Raw genomic sequence first — 21,477 nt, 5'->3', positions numbered from 1 at the left:
TGTTTTTTCTGCTTTGATCGCAGCAAGTGCTACCTTAGCCTTAAAGTCGTTTGAATGATTTCTTCTTGGTCTACGTGCCATAAAATACTCCATATATTGATGTTTATAACATCATTTGAGGAGCAGAATATCACTTATAGGAGTTGTTCAAATTTCCGGATCCATCTCTAATCGGCTTTTTATGAAATATCATTCATACAATTATTATGAATAGTGAATGATCTATGAAACATCTAATTTTTTCTATACTTTCCCTTTTTATTTTTCATAATGCTTATGCTGTTGAAGCTACTACTACAAATATAGATTGCTCTCACTATATGGCAACAACTACTGAAGTTATGCAAGAAGTTCAAAATGGTAAAAATATTAAACAGCTTATTGATATTGCTCTAGAAAAGAAAAATAATGCTATTACGCCTGAAGAAATTCAGTTGGCTAAGGTATATGCAGCTTATACTGTAGTGGCATATAAAGAACCTGTTGGCATCACTCCTGAAGAAAAACAAAATGCTTTAAACAAAGCTGCATTTATTGGAAAGAAGCTTTGTGAAAAACAAATGAAATAAATAGTTTATCCAATGAAATTTACTTTTTTATTATTAGTTACTTACTTAATTAACTCACAGATCTGTTTTGCAGAAAGTGATCCAATGCAATTGTTCGTAAAAAAATTATGCCCTTCTATTTCTAATTTATCTTCCAGTGTTATGGAGGCTCGACAAAAGAATATTTCAAGTGATCAAGTGAAAAAAATGATTCAACTGGGTATTGAATCAAATAGTGATGTAAAAGGTAAAATAATTAAGCAACAATTGATCAATAGTTTAGAAATGCTTGTGAATGAAACACAGTATTTCCCAATTTTGAAAAATGAATCTGATAAAAAATTGCTAATTAATTCTTATACTATATTTGTCTTAAATCGTTGTCATGATTCACTTAAATACTTACCTGAAATTAAAGAATAAATTTCATCTCTTTTAATATAATTTTGAATCTGTTATTTATCTTGACAGATAGTTTTCTCCCAACAATAGGATTTTATTGACCGTCAGGTGATGTCACTAGATTTTCAATTATTTCTAAGCTTAAAATAATACACCCTATACGAAATTAAAACTTAGTTAATATAAATCAATTACTTATGTATCATTAAAAGCCTAATCTTTAAAAATTAGGCTTTTTAAGTGATTTTTCACGTTCCACGCTCTTAATTCATTTTTTAAATCTAGAAGTAAAAAGGCTCCATTTCGTAAAATGGCATTTTCTTATTTCATTATGAATAAAAACTCGGATCAGGTACTTTAGCCGTCAGCACCCACTCCCCAATTTCCTGATATTTATAATCCACCGGGTCATGCAGCGTCTGGGTACGGACATTGCGCCAGAAACGGTCTAGGTTTAATTGGGCTGTGGTCGCACGAGCACCCATCACCTGAAAAATATTCTGTGTGATATATAACGAAGTATTGGTCGCAGCAATTTTTGCTGTGGCAATGGCAATACTGACTTCGCCGCGCTGCTCGGCTGTTAATGCTTCACCGATGTTCCAGGCATTTTGCAAAGTCTCTACCGCTTTATTTGCCAATAAACGTACGCCCTCAAGTTGCACATAAAACTCGGCAAAATGCTTTTGCGTAAAAGGATCATTGACTGCATTTTCCACCAACGATTTTGACCATGCTTTTTGAGTTTGCACGGTTTGTTTTGCTGTTTCAAAGGCACCTTCTGCCACCCCCAAAAACAGATGCACAAAAATCAATTGTGCAATCAGCGGACGTAAGCTCGAATACGGCGTACTCAGTGGACCCGGATTTAACAGCAATTCATGCTGCTGAATTTTGACCTGCTCAAAATGACTGGTACCGCTGTCAGTCTGGCGTTGTCCCATATTGTTCCAGTCACCTAAGAAGCTCACCCCTTCTCGGGCTGTCGGAATCACACCGATCAGCAATTTACCTTCATCATTATAAGCTGAGCATAGCAAGATGTCAGAATCGATCGAACCTGAACAGAAGCTTTTGTCACCATGAAATAGATATTCATTTTCAGACACTTGGGTTGCAATGGTTCGTCGGTCTAAGGGATTTAAAGTATTGCCCCAAAACAGGTTTTCTTTTGCAGTTTGCTCAAACCATTTTCCATACTGTTCAGGCTGGGAAAACAGTTGCACCGTCACAATCAGCAAATGATGAAAACCATAAACATGTGCCAGTGAACTGTCGACCTGGGCAATCGTTTGAATAGTTTGAAAAACCGTTTTCCAGTCTGCTCCCTGACCGCCATATTGGGTTGGAATGGCAAGTCCCAGTAAACCACTTTGACGGATTAAATCACGCTCCTGTTTTGGGTTACCGCCCCGTTTATCACGTTCCGCAGCAGTGGTTGCAAACTGTTCCGCCAGTTGTTGAGCAATGTGTAATGGATTTGAAGTTAAAAGCAGGGATGAAGCATTCATAATATGATCTGATTATTGCTATATTTTTAGCTTAGCAGATGATGTTTTGCTGCTTTATCTGAATGCCTGCTGTGCTTATACATAAAATAAAAATACCGCCTGAAATTAAGGCGGTATTTTTATAAATGACTTATTTGTGGGGATAGACCGTTGCAATCAGATTGTCCACCACCTGTGGGTCGGCTAGGGTTGAAGTATCTCCTAAAGTGTCCAGTTCATTGGCGGCAATTTTTCTTAATATACGGCGCATGATTTTACCGGAACGGGTTTTCGGTAAAGCCGGTGCCCAATACAAGGCATCCGGTGTAGCTACGGGTCCCAACACCTTACGCACCCAGTTAATCAGTTCATGACGCAGCTCTTCGGATTCCTCAAAATTTGCCTGTAAAGTGACGAATGCACAAATACCCTGTCCCTTAATATCATGTGGCATACCGACCACCGCCGCCTCAGCCACATGTTCATGCGCTACCAAGGCACTTTCCACTTCTGCCGTACCCAAACGGTGGCCAGAAACATTCAGTACGTCATCGACGCGTCCGGTAATCCAGTAATAGCCATCCTTGTCACGGCGAGCACCATCTCCGGTGAAATACGTCCCCGGATAAGTCGAGAAATAGGCTTCGATAAAACGTTCAGGATCACCCCAAATGGTACGCATCTGACCCGGCCAGGAATCCTTGATGATCAGGTTGCCTTCGGCTTCACCTTCAAGTTCCTTGCCTTCAGCATCGACGATGGCGGGTTGTATGCCAAACAAGGGTCGGGTTGCAGAACCTGGTTTTAAATCGGTTGCACCCGGCAAAGGTGAAATCAGGATTCCGCCAGTCTCGGTTTGCCACCAGGTATCGACAATCGGACAGCGGCTTTCACCGACCACGGTGTAATACCAGTTCCAGGCTTCCGGGTTAATCGGCTCACCTACCGAACCGATCAGGCGCAAGCTGCTGCGGTCACTTTCCCGAACAAAGGCATCGCCTTCGCGCATCATGGCGCGAATCGCCGTGGGTGCGGTATAGAGGATGGAAACATTGTGCTTATCGACAATATGACCGGTACGCGCCCAGGTTGGATATTGCGGTACGCCTTCAAACATCACCGTGGTGGTGCCATTGGAAAGTGGGCCATAGATCACATAGGAATGCCCGGTAATCCAGCCCACATCCGCAGTACACCAGAATACGTCATCCTGCTTGATATCGAACACTTCTCGGAAAGTAGAATTCACATACGTCAGGTAGCCACCGGTCGTATGCAACACTCCTTTAGGCTTGCCGGTCGAACCCGAGGTATACAGAATGAATAGCGGATCTTCGGCATTCATCGGTTCAGGCGGGCAGATTTCATTCACCGACATGATTTCCATGTGATACCACAGATCACGCCTTGGCTGCATTTCAATCGGGTTGCCAGTACGGTGTACCACAATCACATGTTCAACCGATTCAGTCCCGGCAATTTTCAAGGCTTCATCCACATTGGCCTTGAGCAGAATCGGCTTACCGCCGCGCATTCCGGAATCGGCGGTAATCACCATTTTGGCCTGGCTGTCTTCAATCCGGCTGGCCAGTGAATCGGGAGAAAAGCCGCCAAATACCACACAATGTACCGCGCCAATCCGGGCGCAGGCCAGCATTGCAATTGCGGCTTCCGAAACCATCGGCATATATAGCACCACCCGGTCACCTTTTTTAATCCTGTTCTTTTTCAGGACATTGGCAAAACGGCAGGTCTCATCATAAAGTTCGTTAAAGGAAATAATCTTGTGACGGGACGGGTGATCACCCTCCCAGATAATCGCCGGTTTATACGGATGTTCTTTAAGATGACGATCTAGACAGTTGGCACTGAGGTTTAGCTGGCCATCAGCAAACCATTCAATCTTGAAATTGTCTTTGTCAAAACTGGTATTTTTGACTTGGGTAAACGGTTTGATCCAGTCCAGCTTGCTGGCCTGTTCAGCCCAATATTCATCAGGCTGATCGATGGATTTCTGATAACGCTCGAAATATTCAGACTCATTAGTGCGAGCAGTTTTTTTAAATTCTTCTGGTACAGGATAGATTTCATTCATTTATTACTTCCTTGATCTTATTCATCTCATCACGAGATGTTATGCCGCGTTATTGCTTTATTTATTGACTGCGTATTTACAGTATGGCGATTATTTTTCAACCGCTTCAATCATGCTTTGGTCGTAGTTTATTTATACAATTTAAAACACAGACCTCTCATCATATTCAACAAAAAAATATAGTTTTATGAGTATCTGACCTGTTCTTTTAATCTTATAATTTAAGCATAAAACGTACTGTTAACTTTACAAAATACAATATTTTTCTTCTCTGAATTTTATTTGGAAAACGCGTATGAACCCGCACGACGACTCCTCCTTTTTTTCACGCGCCCAACCGGCCAGGTCAGATAATCCACTCTCTCCAGAAGGTCGTTTTGGTCGTCTGAGTTCAATTGGCTGGTATGGGTTTGTGCATCTGATTGCTTTCTTTGCCACCTTTGCTCTTAGCCTGACCATGGGTATCTTTAACTTTCATACCCTGTCGATGGACAATCAGTTCATCAATACCCTGACAGGAATCGCCGGACTCGGTTTCGTAGCCATTCTGGTGCTGTATATCTATTTTCTGATCGTGATTAGCATACGCCGTTTGCATGATATGAACCGTAGTGGCTGGCTGACCCTGCTGTTTCTGCTGCCACTGGTGAATATTTTTATGGGGCTGTATTTGCTTTTGGGTTCAGGGACTAAAGGCAGCAATAAATATGGACTGCCGCGTGAAACACTGGTCTGGGAAAAAATATTGGCCTGGTTGATGATTATCCTCGCAGTTCTGAGCTTTCTGGCTTCAGGCAGCATGATCTCTTATCAGTTTGGTACAGGTGAGCTGGAAGTTCCCCCTCAAGTCATCCAAAAAGGCACACAATATTTCTAAAGTTGGCTGACAATTTTTGACAAAACGTCAATGAATGCTAAATATTGTCGGTTAAATTTTTGTTCAGTTTCAGGCAAAATGTCCGGCAATGATCATCACCCGGAAAACTTGTGGCTGAAAAACAAAACGCCTTAAATGAGGTAACTCAGGACACCTCTCAACTTTTGCAAGAAGCAACAGAAAAGACAGCGCAAACTGTCATTGAACATACAGCAAAATACAATGATGCCTATTCCACCATCGACAAATTTGTGGATGCCTTTTGGGAACGCCTGCCTTATTTATGTATCGCGTTAGTCGTCTTCAGCATTTTCTGGTTGCTGTCAAAACTGTTTAAGCTCTTTGTCCGTAAAGCACTCACTGACCGTAGTTACACCAAACAAAACCTGGTACTGGTACTGAACCGTGTCGGCAGCTCAGCCATCATTTTTATTGGCTTTTTAATTGCCATGGTCATTGCCATTCCAGGTTTTACCCCGGGTCAGCTGATGAGTGCTCTGGGGATTGGTTCGGTCGCGATCGGTTTCGCGTTCAAGGACATTTTCCAGAACCTACTCTCTGGCATCTTAATCCTGCTGGGTGAACCGTTCAAAATTGGCGATGACATTATTGTTTCGGGTATGGAAGGAACGGTTGAGGATATCCAGATTCGTGCAACCTACTTACGCTCTCCCGATGGTCGCCGCATCGTGATTCCCAATGCGACGGTATATACCAGTGCCGTGATTGTAAACACGGCCTATCAACGCCGTCGTTGTGAATTTGTGGTGGGGATTGGTTATGAAGATGATGTACAAAAAGCCAAGAGCATTATTTTAAGCATTTTAGATAAAGACCCGACTATTTTGAGCCAGCCTGGATTTGCAGTAAACGTCAATGCACTTGCAGACTTCTCGATTAACCTGAATGTACGTTGGTGGGTCGATACCACAGAAACCACCACTGCAGGTTCAATCAGCGAAGTTCAGGAACGCGTGATTAAAGCCTTTGCTGAACATGAAATTTCGATTCCTTATCCGGTACAGGAAGTCAAAATCTATCGTGGCAATGACACGACAGAACTCGCTGAATCAGCACGTGCTAAATAAGCGGCCCAATACGTAAGGAATTACCGTTTCGGTCCGAATAATACGGTTGCCCAGGCTGACTGCTTGGCAGCCGTTTTTTATGAGTAAATCAATTTCATAAGGGATAAAACCGCCCTCTGGGCCAATCACAATGGTGCAGGGATGATCAATCGCAAAAGGCATGGATTGCTCTACATAAGGATGGGCCACATAAGCAGGACATTCTGCCGTAATTAAACCGGGCAACACATCTTCAACAAAAGGTTTAAAGCGTTTATGAATTTCAATTTGCGGTGCAACCGTATCCCCTGCCTGTTCCAGACCCAGTGTGACATAATGATCCAGCTGCTGTAGAAATGGGGTTTGCCAATAGCTTTTATCCACCCGATAGCTATGCAGCAAAATCATTTTTTCCACCCCCAGAGTCACGCTATCCATAATCAGGCGGCGCAGCACTTTCGGACGTGGCATGGCGACAATTAAAGTTACTGGCAACTTGGCTGGAACAACTTCTTCTTTGAGCGGTTTTAATTTTATAGCGTGTTCGGTCACTTCTACAATTTCGGTGAGATAGCGTTTCCCCTCACGAATACCCACTTTGAGCGTATCACCGACTGTAATCTCTAGATGTTGCTGTAGATGCTCTAACTGACGTTTGCTGGTAATAGACCAGTATTCAGATTCAGTTTGGCGTGGGTCAAGGAGGACAATATTCATAAGCTATAAATTTCAACTATTAAAAGCAAGACGCGTGCACAGCCACGTATCATCTCATGACTTTATTTTACTTTGCGTAGGCATATTCCTACTTTTGATAGAGCAAAAGTAGGCAAAACTCTTTGTTAGGCTAATGGTAAGTCCCTTTACCATAGCCTAACGGCGGCATCCCTGCCGCCTCCGCGAAATAAGTTTCAGCGTAACGATAACAACATAGGGCTATTTAAAGATACTGATCAATCACCGCAATATGTTTGGCTAAAGAACCCTTGTTCTGCAACATAATTTTCTGTGCATGCTGGTTCAGCTGGTGTGTAGTCACGCGATCATTTAACAATTCAATTAAAACCTGCGCGGCCTGCTCTGCATCTTCCACGATTTTCACACCGTCTACAGCAACAAATTCATCGACAATGGTCTGGAAGTTAAAATAATTTTTACCCAAAACCGTCGGCACATTTAAGGCAATCGGCTCCAGAATATTATGTCCGCCACCCGGTTCATTCAACGAACCGCCAACAAAGCAGGCTTGGCTAAGTGCATACCACAGCCACATTTCCCCCATCGAATCGGCTAAATAGACTTGGGTATCTAACTGAATAGCTTCCCCTGCACTGCGACGACTGGTTTTTAGATTCAGGTTTTGCGCAAGCTGAAACACTTCATCAAAGCGTTCCGGATGACGTGGCACCACAATGACCAGCAGTTCTGGATGTGGTGTTAAATAAGGCTTGAAAACCGTTAACAGTTTTTGTTCTTCAGGCGCATGGGTACTGGCGAGGGTGATTATTTTCCGTGCTGATAAATTCCAGTCCTGCTGCAATTGCTGCGCCTGTTGAATAAAACTGTCCGGCGCATGAATATCAAATTTAATGCTGCCGAGTACCTGACTTTTATTTACTGCCATACCTAAATTACGGTAACGGTCTAAAGTCGCCTGGTCTTGAGCCAGCAAGCGATTCAGCCCATTCAGCATGCCTTGGGTCAGCCCTTGAACCTTACTGTAGCCTTTGGCCGATTTTTCCGAAAGTCGGGCATTAATCAGTAAACATGGCACCTTAAATTGCTGTGCCTGGTCGATTAAATTCGGCCAGATTTCAGTTTCCATCAAAACCAAGAGCTTCGGCTGATATTTTTGATAAAATGTCTGGACTAATTTTTTCTGATCGGCAGGTAAATACACGGCCTGAAACAAATGTTCATAAGGTGCTTTTAGAAATAGTGACTTGGCCCGAGCCTGACCCGTCTTGGTGGTATTAGTGACCAGTACCGGATGGCCGAGTTTGAGATAATGTTCAATTAAAGGCTGGGCTGCGTTGGTTTCTCCAACCGATACCACATGAAACCAGAGGGCATACAGGTTTTTCGGCGGTTGAAATGGACCAAAGCGCTCAAGACATTCTTGTTGCAATTGCTCCGTAGTCAGCGCACGTTTTTTTATCTGCCATTTATACAATGGCTTAATTAGAGTAAGTGCCGCATTGTACCAAAAAGGAGTAGCCAAACAAGTTGCCTCAAATCATGTTCAATCGGCAAAATATAACAGAGCAGCCTTCACATGTTAATGAATTCTGCTCTGTGACATCATTTATTCTGTTTTATGGAAGTAGCTGCTTAACTTTCAGCAAGCTGTTTATTCAGGAATGGATAGTCAATATAGCCTTCTGCCACATCGGTTCCAATCATGTTTTCCAGTTTCAATTCATTTAGTGGTTCATCTTCCACCAAACGCTCAAACAGGTCTGGATTGGCAATATAAGCCTTACCGAAAGACACTGCTTCCGCTTTACCCGATGCCAGCAGCTCAAGCGCATCTTCACGGCTTAAACGCATATTGGCAATATACGGTACACCGTTGGAACGCGCCTTCATTTCCAGACTGATGCTGTCTTCGGCCAGATATTCACGGGTAAAGAAAAAGGCAATTTGACGTTTACCCAATTCTTGCATGACATAACCAAAGGTTTCTTTAGGATTGGCATCACCCATATCGTGCTCATCGCCACGCGGTGCCAGATGTACACCGACACGACCTGCGCCCCACACTTCAATCAGTGCATCCACCACTTCTAATAAGAAGCGGGCACGGTTTTCAGCAGAACCGCCATATTCATCTTCACGCAGATTGGTTTTGCTTTGCAGGAACTGGTCAATTAAATAACCGTTAGCGGCATGCAGTTCTACCCCGTCAAAACCGGCCGCTTTGGCTTTAATTGCAGCTTGTTTGTATTGTTCAGTAATGGCATGGATTTCCGAGATTTCCAGGGCACGTGGCACCACATATTCACGTTTTGGACGCAGCAGGCTGACATAGCCAGCTTGCTTCACATTACTGGCTGAAACTGGTGTTTCACCTTTTAACAGATCAGGATGGGAGACACGTCCCACATGCCACAACTGCGCTACGATCAAACCGCCTTTACCATGCACCGCATTGGTAACCAGTTTCCAGCCCTCTACCTGCTCATCGGTAAACAGACCCGGGGTTTTTTCATAACCGTTGGCTTCTTCTGAAATCACTGTCGCTTCGGAGATGATTAAACCTGCACTAGCACGCTGTGCATAGTATTCCGCCATTATGGCCGTTGGAACACGGTCTGCGGTAGCACGGCTACGTGTCAGTGGTGCCATCACCACACGGTTTTTAAGTTTGAGTTCACCAAATTGAATTGGGGTAGAAAAATCTGTCATCAAGCCATCCTCTTACAGCTGGCCTGGACTGATTAAAGTCTAAAGCGCATGCTGTAAATGTTGTAAAAATTCCTGAATCAGTGCTTCATTACGAGAGAAATAAGACCATTGGCCATATTTGGTCACCTGAATCAGTCCTGCCTGTTGCAACACCGATAAGTGATTGGACATGGTCGATTGGGAAATATCCGCGATTTTTTCCATCTGCCCTGCACATACGCCACGACTGAAATCACTGCCACATTCTTCAGTGGCAATGAAACGTTCAGGTTCTTTTAAACATTGCAGAATCTGGCGTCGAATCGGGTTGGCTAAGGCTTTATAAATCGCTTCTGTGTCCATCTCATTTCACTCATGTTCATGATCAGCACTTTCGCAAAAATCATTATATCGAATTTATGCGATATTAATATCGAAAATTATCGATATTATGAGTCATTTTGTAAATTGCTGTCATTTTATCCAAATCCATATCATTCTAGCATTGTCTGGTCAGGGGCATTCATCCTGCTGATCGACAAATGTTAAAGCTAAAAAAGCAGAGGACCCGCCTCTGCTTTTCCACGAAATAAACTTATAGACCCTGTTTCAGGCTGGCTTCAATAAATTTATCCAGATCACCATCCAGTACTGCACCAGTATTCGAGGTTTCTACACTGGTACGCAAGTCTTTAATACGCGAGTCATCCAGTACATATGAACGAATCTGGCTGCCCCAGCCGATATCAGATTTGGTATCTTCCAGCGCCTGCGCCGCTTCATTACGTTTGCTCATCTCTAATTCATAGAGTTTGGCACGTAACTGTTTCCAGGCATGGTCACGGTTGGCATGTTGTGAACGCTGGTTCTGACAGGCCACTACAATACCGGTTGGTGCATGGGTTAAACGTACCGCAGAGTCAGTTTTGTTAATGTGCTGACCACCGGCACCGGATGCACGATAAGTATCGGTACGTACATCTGCCGGGTTAATATCAATTTCAATGTTGTCATCCACTTCTGGCGATACAAACACGGCAGAGAATGAAGTATGACGACGGTTACCTGAGTCAAATGGCGATTTACGCACTAAACGGTGTACACCGGATTCAGTACGCAACCAGCCATAGGCATACTCGCCTTCTACACGAATGGTCGCCGATTTAATTCCGGCAACATCACCGTCAGATTCTTCCATCACTTCAGCTTTAAAGCCATGACGTTCAATCCAGCGCAAGTACATACGAAGCAGCATTGAAGCCCAGTCCTGTGCTTCCGTACCGCCAGAACCAGCCTGAATCTCCACGTAACATGGATTCGGATCCATCGGATTACTGAACATACGGCGGAATTCAAGTTTTGCCAGTTCCGCTTCTGCAACATCAAGTTCAGCCTGAACATCCTCAAGCATGGCTTCTTCATCGGCTTCAACCGCAAGATCCAGCATGGCTTGGGCATCTTCAAGCTGAGTAGCTAAACCATCCAGTACATTCAGTACATTCTCAAGCTCGCCTTTTTCTTTGGCCATAGCTTGGGCTCGGCTTTGGTCATTCCAGATCGCCGGATCTTCCAGTTCACGCAGAACCTCTTCTAAACGCTCTTTTTTCAGATCGTAGTCAAAGATACCCCCGTAATGTCAGACCACGGTCGTTTAAGTCTTTTAATTGGTTTAGATAAGGATTAATTTCCACGTGAATTACTCTCAATCAGAATATTAGGCTTAAATAGCCATCAATTATAACACAGAGCATCGATGCAGTTTTAGAGGGCTTTAATTCAATAACAATTGAGCAAATACTGCATAAAAACAGCTTATAAAAAACACTTAATCAGGAGAGCATTTTTAAGATTCAAATCATTTTTATGTTACAAAATACTCGGTTTTTTATGTAAAAAACGTCTAAATTCATAAAACCTCCACAATTTTAATAAAACAAAACATTTTAATATTTTTATATTTTTCAAATAGTTGTTAAAAATAAATTACACAATATTACCTTAGAAACATTTCTGTAACCTTGGGTGGATTGACCTAGTTTTGTTTTGCTCTAGACTAAAAGTTGTAACAAAAAATGTATTATTTTTAACCGAAATTTGAGGGGTAGTATCCATGAAAAAATTAGCCATTGCTTCAGCACTTCTTTCTGCTCTAGCAGTCACAGGTACAGCCAATGCCTACCAGGCCGAAGTCGGTGCAGCAGCAGCTTATATTGATCCAGACAACGGCAGTTCAGGTAGTGCCTTCGGTGTAGATGGTACTTATTACTTTAACCCCGTTCAAACTCGTAATGCGCCACTTGCAGAGGCGGCATTCCTTGACCGTGCCAGCAACGTCAATGCACACGCCACATTTGCCGATCGTGGCGATGTAGATGACAACACTTATGGTGTGGGTGCTGAAGTTTATGTTCCAAACTCAGATTTCTATCTGGGTGGTGATGTAAGCCGTAACAACACTGAATATCGTGATGTATTGGGTCAAAAATATGACTTTGATACCACTTATTATTCTGCTGAAGTCGGTTATCTTCCAGCACCAGGCCTATTAATTGCCGCTGGTGTAAAAGGATATGACAACGACAATGATGATGGTGTAGACCCTACACTTCGTGCCAAATACGTGACCCAGCTGAGTAATGGTAAAGATATCAACCTTGAAGCAGGCGCATCATTTGGTGATCTAGACGAGTTCAATCTTGCTGCCGATTACTTCATTGATAAATCATTAAGTGTTGGTGCTGACTATTACAACAACGACTTAACTGATCAAAATGAATTTGGCATTAATGCGCGTAAATTCTTTAACCAACAAGTCAGCCTTGAAGGTCGAGTTGGTTTCGGTGAAGTGGGTAATAACGACTACAACTCATTTGGTGTAGCTGCTAAATACCGCTTCTAAGCACATATAATCCCTTGTCATCAAGTGGCCCATCTTCGGATGGGCCATTTTTTTGCTCTGTAATAAAGCATTTAGATCGTTTTTGCACATTGACGGGGCAAATATAAACTGTACACTTTGTTACAACTGTTCATGAAACAGTCATATTTTTATAACAAAGAGAGAAATCTAAATGCTTAAAAAACTTGCTCTTGCTACAGCACTTTTGGCTAGCCTAGGAACTGCACATGCTTATCAAGCTGAAATTAATGGGAGCTATGAAAATACCGATATCGATGACAGCGGATATCTCGATACATTTGCGATCAGTGGCAAATATTATCTAAATGGTGTAAATGCTAAAAATGGTCCACTTGCAGAAGCAGCTTTTTTAAGCAAAGCAAGCAATATTGGTCTTGGCTATGCCAATGCCCGTACTGATGATGATTTTGCAGACTTAGAAATTGATACTGTAGGTATTAATGGTGAATTCTTTATCCCTAACTCTCAATTTTATGTTGCTGGTAGCATCAATCGTGCTGAAGTGACTGTTGAAAGTGAATTTGGTAAAGCATCTGATGACAATACAGGTTATGCAATTGAAGCAGGTTACCTACCAGTTAACGGCTTACTGTTAGCTGCAGGTATTTCTAAAGAAAACATTGATCCGGTATATGTTTCAAAAAATGGTTTCATAGACACTTTTACCAATATAGCCTCTGTAGCAGATGAGACTGCTGTGACTTTGCGCGCAAAATACGTCACTCAAATTGGCAATCATTTTACCAATTTTGAGGGAGCAACATATTTTGGAGATGAAACTGCATATCGTCTAGGTGCAGACCTTTACCTCGATCCTACACTTAGTGTTGGTATTTCCTTCGCTGACTCAACGATTGAAGATTCAGATACCATTTTCAGTATTCGTGGTCAGAAATTCTTTACTCCAGCCATTGCTGCAGGTATGAATTACACGACAACTGATGGTGCGGACTCTTTTGGAATCAACGGTACTTTCCGCTTCTAAGCTTTAAGATTAAAAACAAAAACCGCTCAATTGAGCGGTTTTTTTATTGTTCCAGATGAATCACGCGCAGCTGTAAACTGACATTTCCATTAAATTCATTTTTATCAATTTCATAGACCAGTCGTACACTGCCCTGCATGGCATCAAATTCAAACTTGTTACGTGCATTAAAGGCGATGGCTTCCACAATTTGACCATCTTGCAAAGCCAGACGCAGCTTTAAATGCATTTCTTTTAGCCAGCGATAATCCAGAACCTTAAATACCCCTTCAAAAATCGGCGATGGAAACTTTTGTCCCCACGGGGTTAAATTTTGCAGAAAATCTACGGTTTCAATGTGAAAATTTTCTGTCGGTAATTCACCATCAGTCCATAAAGTGGCCTGAAACAGTGACTCATCCATATTTGAGATTAAAGCCTCAAAGACCTGCTTAAATTCATCAAAATGCTGTTTCTGAATGGTCAAACCGGCAGCGGCGGCATGTCCGCCAAAATGGCTGACCAAATGGGGATGCTGCTCGGCAATCATTTCAATCGCATCACGTATATGTACGCCCTCTATAGAACGGGCAGAGCCTTTAATATGTATACCATCTTCATCGGAGGCAAAAACAATACTGGGGCGATGAAACTGTTCTTTTAAACGGCCGGCTACAATCCCAATCACGCCCTGATGCCAATGCGGTTCAAACAGAATGAGCGCAGCTGGTAAATGCTCTTGATCCAGCTCCAGCTGGGTAAGCTCAGACAAAGCCTCCTGCTTCATCTGGCTCTCGACCTGACGGCGCTCAGTGTTCAATTGATTTAATTGTTGTGCCAAGGGATAAGCGGTTTGCAGATCGGCAGCCAGCAGACATTCAATCCCTATGTCCATGGTTTCCATGCGTCCAGCCGCATTGATACGTGGACCTAATACAAAACCCAAATCTTGAGCCTTTAAAGAAGCTGGATCACGTCCGGCAATATCCAGTAATGCGCTAATTCCCGCACGACACTGATTTTGCCGTATGCGCTTGACCCCTGCATCAACCAGAATACGGTTGTTATAATCCAGGCTGGCCACATCGGCATAAGTGCCTAAAGCTACCAGATCGAGATATTGGGCCACTTTTGAGGTCGATTTACCTAGTTGACTGCGATAACTGGACAATTTGGCAAGCAGGTAAAACGCCACGCCGACCCCAGCCAAAGCCTTGCTGGGGAATTCACAGCCCAACTGGTTCGGATTAACCACGGCTTCGGCTTTAGGCGTTTCTTTGGTGGTGAGATGGTGATCGGTAATAATCACCTGCATGTCATGTGCTTGTGCCTGTTCCACCCCGGCATGGCTGGAAATACCATTATCTACCGTAATCAAAAGGTCAGGCGTGAACTTGGCAAAAGCCAGGTCGGCAATTGCAGGCGTCAGTCCATAACCATATTTAAAACGATCCGGCACCAGATATGCGACATTCGCCCCCATATCCCGCAAGGCTAAAATCATCAATGCCGTACTGGTGGCCCCATCGGCATCATAATCTCCCACAATGACAATTTTCTTTTGCTGATCAATAGCTAAGTCAATCAGCTGAATCGCTTGCTCTAAACCCTTCATGGTCGGCGCTAAAAGATGCTTCAATTTCAGTTCAAGTTCTTGTTCCGATTGTACACCGCGGCGCGCTAAAATTTGCGCAATAAACGGCGACACGCCCTGAAAGTTTTCAGGGCGTGTAATAAATGGTCTTTGCTGAATCAGTGTTTTTGGCATTAAGGCATGAGTCGTTGTAAGTTCCACTTACCGTCGATTCTTTCATAACACAAGCGGTCATGTAAACGGTTAGGACGACCTTGCCAAAATTCATAATAATCCGGTTGCAGGCGATAGCCGCCCCAGAATTCAGGTTTTGCCAATTCTGCTTTATCGCTCACCTGATCTTGCAAAATCTGAAAACGAGTCTGTAGTTCCTCACGACTGACAATCACACCACTTTGTGGCGTACTGATATGCGCTGCAATCTGGCTGTCTCGCGGGCGTTTATGATAATAATCTGTTGATTCCTCTAAAGAGATTTTTTCAACGCGGCCGCCGACACGAATTTGGCGTTCTTGCTCAGGCCAATAAAACAACAGTTCGGCATAGGGATTGTCTGCCAAATCCAGGCCTTTTTGACTGTCGTAATTGGTATAAAAATCATAACCTGCTTCAGTCGCACCACGTAATAATAGGGTACGGACATGCGGACGGCCTTGTGCACTCGCAGTTGCGAGCGACATGGCATAGGGTTCATGCAGTTGTGCTTCTAAAGCATGGTTAAACCAATTCAAGAATTGCTCATGCGGATTTTCAGCCACATGAGTTTCGTGTAATTCCCCTTTCTGGTAACTCAAGCGCAGTTCGCTCAAGTCTTTAATCAGATCACTCATATTGTTCCCTTATACTGCGTTAGAACGTACACTGTCTGCAAGCTGATTGGCCAAAGCCGTGACTTCTTGCAGATCATCCCCTTCAACCATCACCCGAATGACCGGTTCCGTTCCTGACTTACGAATCAGTAAACGACCACGGCCTTTTAATTGTGCTGCAGCCCGATCAAATTCAGCCACCAATGCAGGCACAGCATACGGGTCAAACATTTGTTGCAAACGTACATTTACCAAGACATTTGGCAATAAATGGAAATCTTCAACCAGTTCATGTAAGGCTTTCTTCTTTTCGACCATGACAGTCAATACCTGCAAGGCAGCTATAATCGCATCGCCTGTGGTACTTTTATCCAGCGTCAGAATATGTCCTGATGGTTCACCACCAATAGCCCAGCCATTTTCATCCAGGGCTTGTAGCACATAACGGTCACCTACGCTGGCACGGACAAATGGAACCTGGGCTTTTTCCAAAGCCAATTCAAGTGCCATATTGCTCATGACCGTACCAACAATGCCTGCCGGCTTGTGCTTGCCCTGAGTAGCCAAAATGTACAGGATATGATCACCAGTAATTTGCTGACCGTTTTTATCCACCATAATCACACGGTCTGCATCGCCATCAAAGGCAATACCCAAATCTGCCTGATGTTCAAGCACGGCTTTTTGCAGGTTTTCCGGATGGGTCGAACCACAGTCCTGATTGATGTTTAGGCCATCCGGTTCATTATAAAGTGCTACGACTTTGGCGCCCAGTTCCTTAAACACCGATGGTCCCACGTTATAGGCAGCACCATTGGCGCAGTCCACCACAATTTTCAGGTTACTGAGGTCAAAATGGTAAGGGAAAGTCGATTTACAGAATTCAATGTAACGGCCATTGGCATCTTTTACACGCACACTTTTACCCAGGTTTGCGGTATCTTCAATTTTGAGTTCGTTTTCGAGCTCTTTATTGATCGCATCCTGTAATTCATCCGGCAGTTTTTTACCTTCGCTAGAGAAGAATTTGATTCCATTATCAAAATAAGGATTGTGCGAAGCTGAAATTACAATCCCCAAGCTGGCATGTAAAGCACGGGTTAAATGGGCAATCGCAGGGGTAGGTAAAGGACCAAGCAAATGCACATATACACCCGCCGCATTGAGACCGGCCTGTAATGCAGATTCCAAGATATAGCCCGACAAACGCGTATCTTTACCTAAAACAACAATCGGTTTTTTCTTATTACTGAACTGTTTTAAAACTTTACCTGCAGCAAAACCCAACTTCAGGGCAAATTCAGGTGTAATTGGAAGCTCCCCAAACTTTCCACGAATTCCATCTGTACCAAAATAACTCATTCTCTTTCTCTACTCACTTCTTATACATTTATGGGGAGATTGATCATCCCATTTTACTGTAAATACTTTACACCAAAATCAAAAAAGCCGTCATATAAATGACGGCTTTTTCATAAGGTTGATTACTAAAAATCAACCAACACGGTAGTTCGGTGCTTCTTTGGTAATGGTCACATCATGCACGTGTGATTCAGACATACCTGCTGCTGTAATTTTCACAAACTTGGCATTTTGACGAAGATCATTCACGGTTGCAGAACCGGTATAACCCATAGAAGAACGCAGGCCACCCATCATTTGATGAACGATATTACCCATAGGGCCTTTGTAAGGTACGCGACCTTCAATACCTTCTGGTACAAGCTTTTCCTGACCGGCTTTAGCGTCTTGGAAATAACGGTCAGCAGAACCTGTTGCACCCGCCATTGCACCCAATGAACCCATACCACGGTAAGCTTTGTAATAACGGCCCTGGAAGAATTCTACTTCACCCGGTGCTTCTTCAGTACCGGCCATCAATGAACCGACCATGATGGTGCTTGCACCGGCACCAATTGCCTTCGCCATATCACCAGAGAAACGGATACCACCATCTGCAATCAAAGGAATCTGGTCTTTCAATGCATTGGCAACGCTGTCAATCGCAGAAATTTGTGGCATACCAATACCGGCAACAATACGTGTAGTACAGATCGAACCAGGACCGATACCGACTTTTACCGCATCCGCACCGGCATCAAGAAGCGCAAGTGCAGCATCACCAGTGGCAATGTTACCGCCAATCACCTGAACTTGCGGATAGTTGGCTTTGACCCAGCGAACACGTTCAATCACGCCTGCAGAGTGACCATGGGCTGTATCGACAACAATGGCATCTACACCCGCCTCAACCAGTGCTTCAACACGGCTTGGTGTTTCTGCGCCAGTACCGACTGCCGCACCCACACGTAGACGACCGAGGTCATCTTTACAGCTGTTTGGATAAAGTTCCGCTTTACGGAAATCAGTGACCGTAATCAAACCTTTCAGTTCGTTGTTATCACCCACCACCAATACTTTTTCAATGCGATTTTTTTGCAGAAGTGCCTGGATATTTTCTTTTGATTCGTTTTCACGAACAGTCACCAGACGGTCCTGACCAGTCATAATATTACTGACAGGTTGTTCCAGATTGGTTTCGAAACGTGTATCACGACCCGTCACAATACCGACAACCTTGCCATCTTTAACCACAGGCACACCGCTGATGTTGTTGGCTTGAGTGATTGCGATCAGTTCACGAACAGTGGTTTCTGGCGTTACGGTGATAGGGTCTTTCACCATACCCGCTTCAAATTTTTTCACACGGCGTACTTCTGCAGCTTGCGCAGCAATGTCCATGTTTTTGTGCAAGATACCAATACCGCCATTTTGCGCCATTGCAATTGCCATACGGGATTCAGTCACCGTATCCATAGCTGCTGACACAAGAGGAATATTCAGGTTAATGCCGCGAGTAAGGCGTGTCTTTAAGGAGACATCTTTTGGGAGAACAGTTGAGTAGGCAGGGAGTAATAAGACATCATCGAAGGTTAAAGCTTCTTGAACGATGGTCAACATAACAGTCTCACTGGTAATTTCCGTGCGCTATTATAAACAAAAAAAACAATTTTATTCATGCTTATTTCAGGCAGCAATGTAAAATAAATTTAGATTACTGAATATTATTGGGTTTTTGAATTTAAATACCGCAATTCGGGCTGAATTTCCTGATCAGTATTTCATTCAGACTGGACAACAAAAAACCTCGCGCTGTATCACCTAGACACCGCAAGCCCCGCTAACCAGTGCAAAAGACTCTAATCATGGCTTTACCCATCAAAACCGTGTGTTTTTAAATAAAAAAGCAGAGCCAGGGCCCTGCTTTTTTATTCTGGGATGATGAATCACGATCTAGCTGACACGTTCAAAACTGTCATCATTCTCGGCATCCTCTACCTCAATCTGGATAAAGGGAATCATATTGTGGGCCATACGGGCCTTGTTACATTGTTCATCGGCAATTTGCACTTCTTTACACGAGGAACTGCGTGACTCATACATGCCACAGCTAACCTGCGTGCCTATTTCACCATTCAGGGCAATACAGCGAGGATTTTTTTGATTGGTTCCCACCATACATGAATATACCGCTGTTACAGGTTCAGTATAATTTTCGGGCATTGGAATTCCCTCTGCCCAATAAAATGAAACCCGAAAATAGGCGCAACATGCGCCACAGCTTAAACATGCATCCTGTGCAGGAACTTGAGACAACATTTCTTATAAATTCTCGTCATCAAAAAAGTTTTTTTGGGATAGAAAATATAAAAAATGTTGTTTTTTGACTCAAGAAAAATTTTGTATTTTCTTGAACTATTCAGGACAGGTAAATACGCTTTCGTCCATCAGGTCGGTGCCGCATTCCAAGGTTTCAATCCAGTCCAAAAATTGATGGATCTGCTCTTTGCCAATAAATGGCGTGCCATGCTGTGGCACAATCATTTCCACATCCATGCTACGGACCATTTGTACCCACAGACGGATCACTTTATTGCAACACATATAGCGTTGATGAAAGCCTTTCATCTTCGGAATATGCGCAGCAAAATTTTCCAACGGTTTAGAGACATCATCTACCATGGATGCGCCCATATCACCAGAAAACAGAATTTTGGCAATCGGATCATAAAACTGGAAATTACCGACCGAATGCAGAAAATGTGCCGGAACGGCAACAATGCTCGATTCACCCAACGGAATCACCTGACCATGGTCAGGCAGCTCAACCAGACGATCCAGCCAGTTCCCTTTCATCCGGTCGCTCATGAAAGCCGAGCTCAAATGTGGTAAGAAACGTGCCCATAATTTTGATGCTACTATTTTGGCCTCGGTATAGACCAGCCAGCGTGGCATAGAAGTAATAATGTCGGGGTCCTGATGGGAGGCCATAACATAATCAAGATTGGTTAGACGGGTATATTTGTTCAGCTCCATGGTCAATGGAACATAGGTCAAGTCGCCCCCTGGATCAAGCACTGCAGCACGTTCATGATCCAAGATTAGAAACTGGTTTGCCTGTACACCTTCACCTTTCACTAAACTGGTAAAACTAATACATTTATGCGTACCATTATCAAATAGTACCTGTGATGTGGTGCGATCAAACGCCATACCCATTCCCCAAAATATCATTTTTAAACTAAATTTTTAATTCCTCTCAACATATAGGGATTCATGGAAATTTACAACAAAATAACATCTGAATACTGGTAGATTTATCAGTAAATTGTGTGGTATTTCACAATAAAAAATCCCGACAAAAATGCCAGGATTTTTTTAATGCTATTCAAATTTAAAAGAAATAATGTTGTACCAGTGCCGCCACACCAATCACTAAAAACACAACTGCACCAATTTTATGAATCAGTGAAATCGGTAGTTTTTCTGCCAGTTTGTTACCAATAAAAACCGCAGGAGCATTGACCAGCATAATGCCCAGTGTAGTTCCCAATGTTACCCAGCCTATACTGTCAAAGCGCGCGGCAAGTGCCACGGTAGCAATCTGGGTTTTATCACCAATTTCTGCCAGAAAGAATAAAACAAACGTGGCACTAAAGACGCCATATTTTTGCCATTTATTAATGCTTTCAGTTTCATCATCCAGTTCATCTGGAATCAGCATCCAGGCCGCCATCCCAATAAATCCAAGAGAAACAATCCATAACAATACGGTCGGGCTCAGAACAGTGGTAATCCATTGACCCAGTACAGCGGAAACACCATGGTTGACCACGGTCGCCAGAAAAATTGCTATCAGAATTGGTACAGGTTTACGGAAACGCGCAGCCAGCAGCAAAGCCAGCAATTGAGTTTTGTCACCCATTTCAGACAAGGCAACAACAGCTAAAGAAATCAGGAAGGCTGAAAGCATGATGTATTTC

General features: G+C 43.3%; 20 protein-coding genes. 6 read left to right on the top strand and 14 right to left on the bottom strand.

Features of this window, described 5'->3' with window-relative positions:
• The first annotated feature begins 224 nt into the window (after positions 1–224).
• The gene (locus tag FTU91_RS06350; RefSeq protein WP_180081436.1) at positions 225–569 is read left to right on the top strand and encodes a hypothetical protein; all 345 of its coding nucleotides are present in this window, start codon (positions 225–227) and stop codon (positions 567–569) included.
• A 12-nt stretch (positions 570–581) separates the two neighbouring features.
• Positions 582–971, top strand: a complete 390-nt coding sequence (locus FTU91_RS06345) for a hypothetical protein (RefSeq protein WP_086196515.1) — start codon at positions 582–584, stop codon at positions 969–971.
• A gap of 308 nt (positions 972–1,279) precedes the next feature.
• Here the strand turns inward: FTU91_RS06345 and FTU91_RS06340 are convergent, their stop codons facing one another.
• Both FTU91_RS06340 and acs read right to left on the bottom strand, forming a co-directional pair.
• Positions 1,280–2,461, bottom strand: a complete 1,182-nt coding sequence (locus tag FTU91_RS06340) for an acyl-CoA dehydrogenase family protein (protein ID WP_180081434.1) — start codon at positions 2,459–2,461, stop codon at positions 1,280–1,282.
• 130 nt (positions 2,462–2,591) lie between these two features.
• Positions 2,592–4,535, bottom strand: coding sequence for an acetate--CoA ligase (gene acs, locus FTU91_RS06335; RefSeq protein ID WP_180081432.1), 1,944 nt, complete (start codon positions 4,533–4,535; stop codon positions 2,592–2,594).
• Positions 4,536–4,830: 295 nt separating this feature from the next.
• On the opposite strand from acs, the gene FTU91_RS06330 reads away from it, so the two are divergent.
• Together FTU91_RS06330 and FTU91_RS06325 are read left to right on the top strand one after the other, a co-directional pair.
• Complete coding sequence (locus FTU91_RS06330) at positions 4,831–5,412, top strand: DUF805 domain-containing protein (RefSeq protein WP_180081430.1); 582 nt, start codon at positions 4,831–4,833, stop codon at positions 5,410–5,412.
• 110 nt (positions 5,413–5,522) lie between these two features.
• Entirely contained in the window at positions 5,523–6,500 is a 978-nt protein-coding gene (locus tag FTU91_RS06325; RefSeq protein ID WP_166170641.1) for a mechanosensitive ion channel family protein, read from the top strand.
• On the opposite strand, the gene FTU91_RS06320 is transcribed toward FTU91_RS06325, so the two are convergent.
• The 5 genes from FTU91_RS06320 to prfB all read right to left on the bottom strand — a co-directional run bounded on the left by FTU91_RS06320 (position 6,483) and on the right by prfB (position 11,557).
• Positions 6,483–7,196, bottom strand: a complete 714-nt coding sequence (locus FTU91_RS06320) for a 16S rRNA (uracil(1498)-N(3))-methyltransferase (RefSeq protein WP_086196519.1) — start codon at positions 7,194–7,196, stop codon at positions 6,483–6,485. The two genes, FTU91_RS06325 and FTU91_RS06320, sit on opposite strands and share 18 nt — an antisense overlap.
• A 223-nt stretch (positions 7,197–7,419) precedes the next feature.
• Positions 7,420–8,700, bottom strand: a complete 1,281-nt coding sequence (locus FTU91_RS06315) for a 3-deoxy-D-manno-octulosonic acid transferase (protein WP_180081428.1) — start codon at positions 8,698–8,700, stop codon at positions 7,420–7,422.
• Between the two features lie 110 nt (positions 8,701–8,810).
• Positions 8,811–9,887 carry an alkene reductase gene (locus tag FTU91_RS06310; RefSeq protein WP_180081426.1) on the bottom strand — a complete coding sequence of 359 codons (1,077 nt, stop codon included), beginning with the start codon at positions 9,885–9,887 and terminating at the stop codon, positions 8,811–8,813.
• A gap of 39 nt (positions 9,888–9,926) precedes the next feature.
• Complete coding sequence (locus FTU91_RS06305) at positions 9,927–10,229, bottom strand: helix-turn-helix transcriptional regulator (RefSeq protein WP_086196522.1); 303 nt, start codon at positions 10,227–10,229, stop codon at positions 9,927–9,929.
• Between the two features lie 232 nt (positions 10,230–10,461).
• Positions 10,462–11,557 (bottom strand): peptide chain release factor 2 gene (gene prfB, locus FTU91_RS06300; RefSeq protein WP_143222687.1). Its coding sequence is split into 2 segments (ribosomal slippage): positions 10,462–11,484 and positions 11,486–11,557, totalling 1,095 coding nucleotides; the frame shifts between segments, so codons are not numbered across the junction.
• A gap of 419 nt (positions 11,558–11,976) precedes the next feature.
• Here prfB and FTU91_RS06295 point away from each other — a divergent pair.
• Together FTU91_RS06295 and FTU91_RS06290 are read left to right on the top strand one after the other, a co-directional pair.
• Positions 11,977–12,765, top strand: a complete 789-nt coding sequence (locus tag FTU91_RS06295; protein WP_086196524.1) for a putative porin — start codon at positions 11,977–11,979, stop codon at positions 12,763–12,765.
• Between the two features lie 172 nt (positions 12,766–12,937).
• Positions 12,938–13,771: a putative porin gene (locus tag FTU91_RS06290; protein ID WP_180081424.1), complete on the top strand. Its 834-nt coding sequence runs from the start codon at positions 12,938–12,940 to the stop codon at positions 13,769–13,771.
• Positions 13,772–13,814: 43 nt separating this feature from the next.
• On the opposite strand, the gene recJ is transcribed toward FTU91_RS06290, so the two are convergent.
• The 7 genes from recJ to FTU91_RS06255 form a co-directional block, all read right to left on the bottom strand.
• Positions 13,815–15,518 carry a single-stranded-DNA-specific exonuclease RecJ gene (recJ, locus tag FTU91_RS06285; protein ID WP_180081438.1) on the bottom strand — a complete coding sequence of 568 codons (1,704 nt, stop codon included), beginning with the start codon at positions 15,516–15,518 and terminating at the stop codon, positions 13,815–13,817.
• Positions 15,518–16,174 carry a pyridoxamine 5'-phosphate oxidase gene (gene pdxH / locus FTU91_RS06280; protein WP_166170627.1) on the bottom strand — a complete coding sequence of 219 codons (657 nt, stop codon included), beginning with the start codon at positions 16,172–16,174 and terminating at the stop codon, positions 15,518–15,520. Before pdxH ends, recJ begins: the two co-directional genes overlap by 1 nt.
• Positions 16,175–16,183: 9 nt before the next feature.
• Positions 16,184–17,515, bottom strand: coding sequence for a phosphoglucosamine mutase (gene glmM, locus FTU91_RS06275; RefSeq protein WP_180081422.1), 1,332 nt, complete (start codon positions 17,513–17,515; stop codon positions 16,184–16,186).
• A gap of 132 nt (positions 17,516–17,647) precedes the next feature.
• Positions 17,648–19,114 carry an IMP dehydrogenase gene (gene guaB, locus FTU91_RS06270; protein WP_086196529.1) on the bottom strand — a complete coding sequence of 489 codons (1,467 nt, stop codon included), beginning with the start codon at positions 19,112–19,114 and terminating at the stop codon, positions 17,648–17,650.
• Between the two features lie 333 nt (positions 19,115–19,447).
• A complete protein-coding gene (locus FTU91_RS06265; protein ID WP_180081420.1) occupies positions 19,448–19,813 on the bottom strand; it encodes a YkgJ family cysteine cluster protein in 366 nt (121 codons plus the stop codon).
• 96 nt (positions 19,814–19,909) lie between these two features.
• Positions 19,910–20,707, bottom strand: coding sequence for an MBL fold metallo-hydrolase (locus FTU91_RS06260; protein ID WP_086196618.1), 798 nt, complete (start codon positions 20,705–20,707; stop codon positions 19,910–19,912).
• Positions 20,708–20,888: 181 nt separating this feature from the next.
• Positions 20,889–21,467, bottom strand: coding sequence for a TMEM165/GDT1 family protein (locus FTU91_RS06255; RefSeq protein ID WP_180041885.1), 579 nt, complete (start codon positions 21,465–21,467; stop codon positions 20,889–20,891).
• Between the last annotated feature and the right edge of the window lie 10 nt (positions 21,468–21,477).

Origin of the sequence: Acinetobacter sp. YH12201, from assembly GCF_013418145.1 — a bacterium.
Taxonomy (GTDB): domain Bacteria; phylum Pseudomonadota; class Gammaproteobacteria; order Pseudomonadales; family Moraxellaceae; genus Acinetobacter.
The sequence above is the reverse complement of the archived record's forward strand: the minus strand, read 5'-3'. Positions and strand labels throughout refer to the sequence as shown.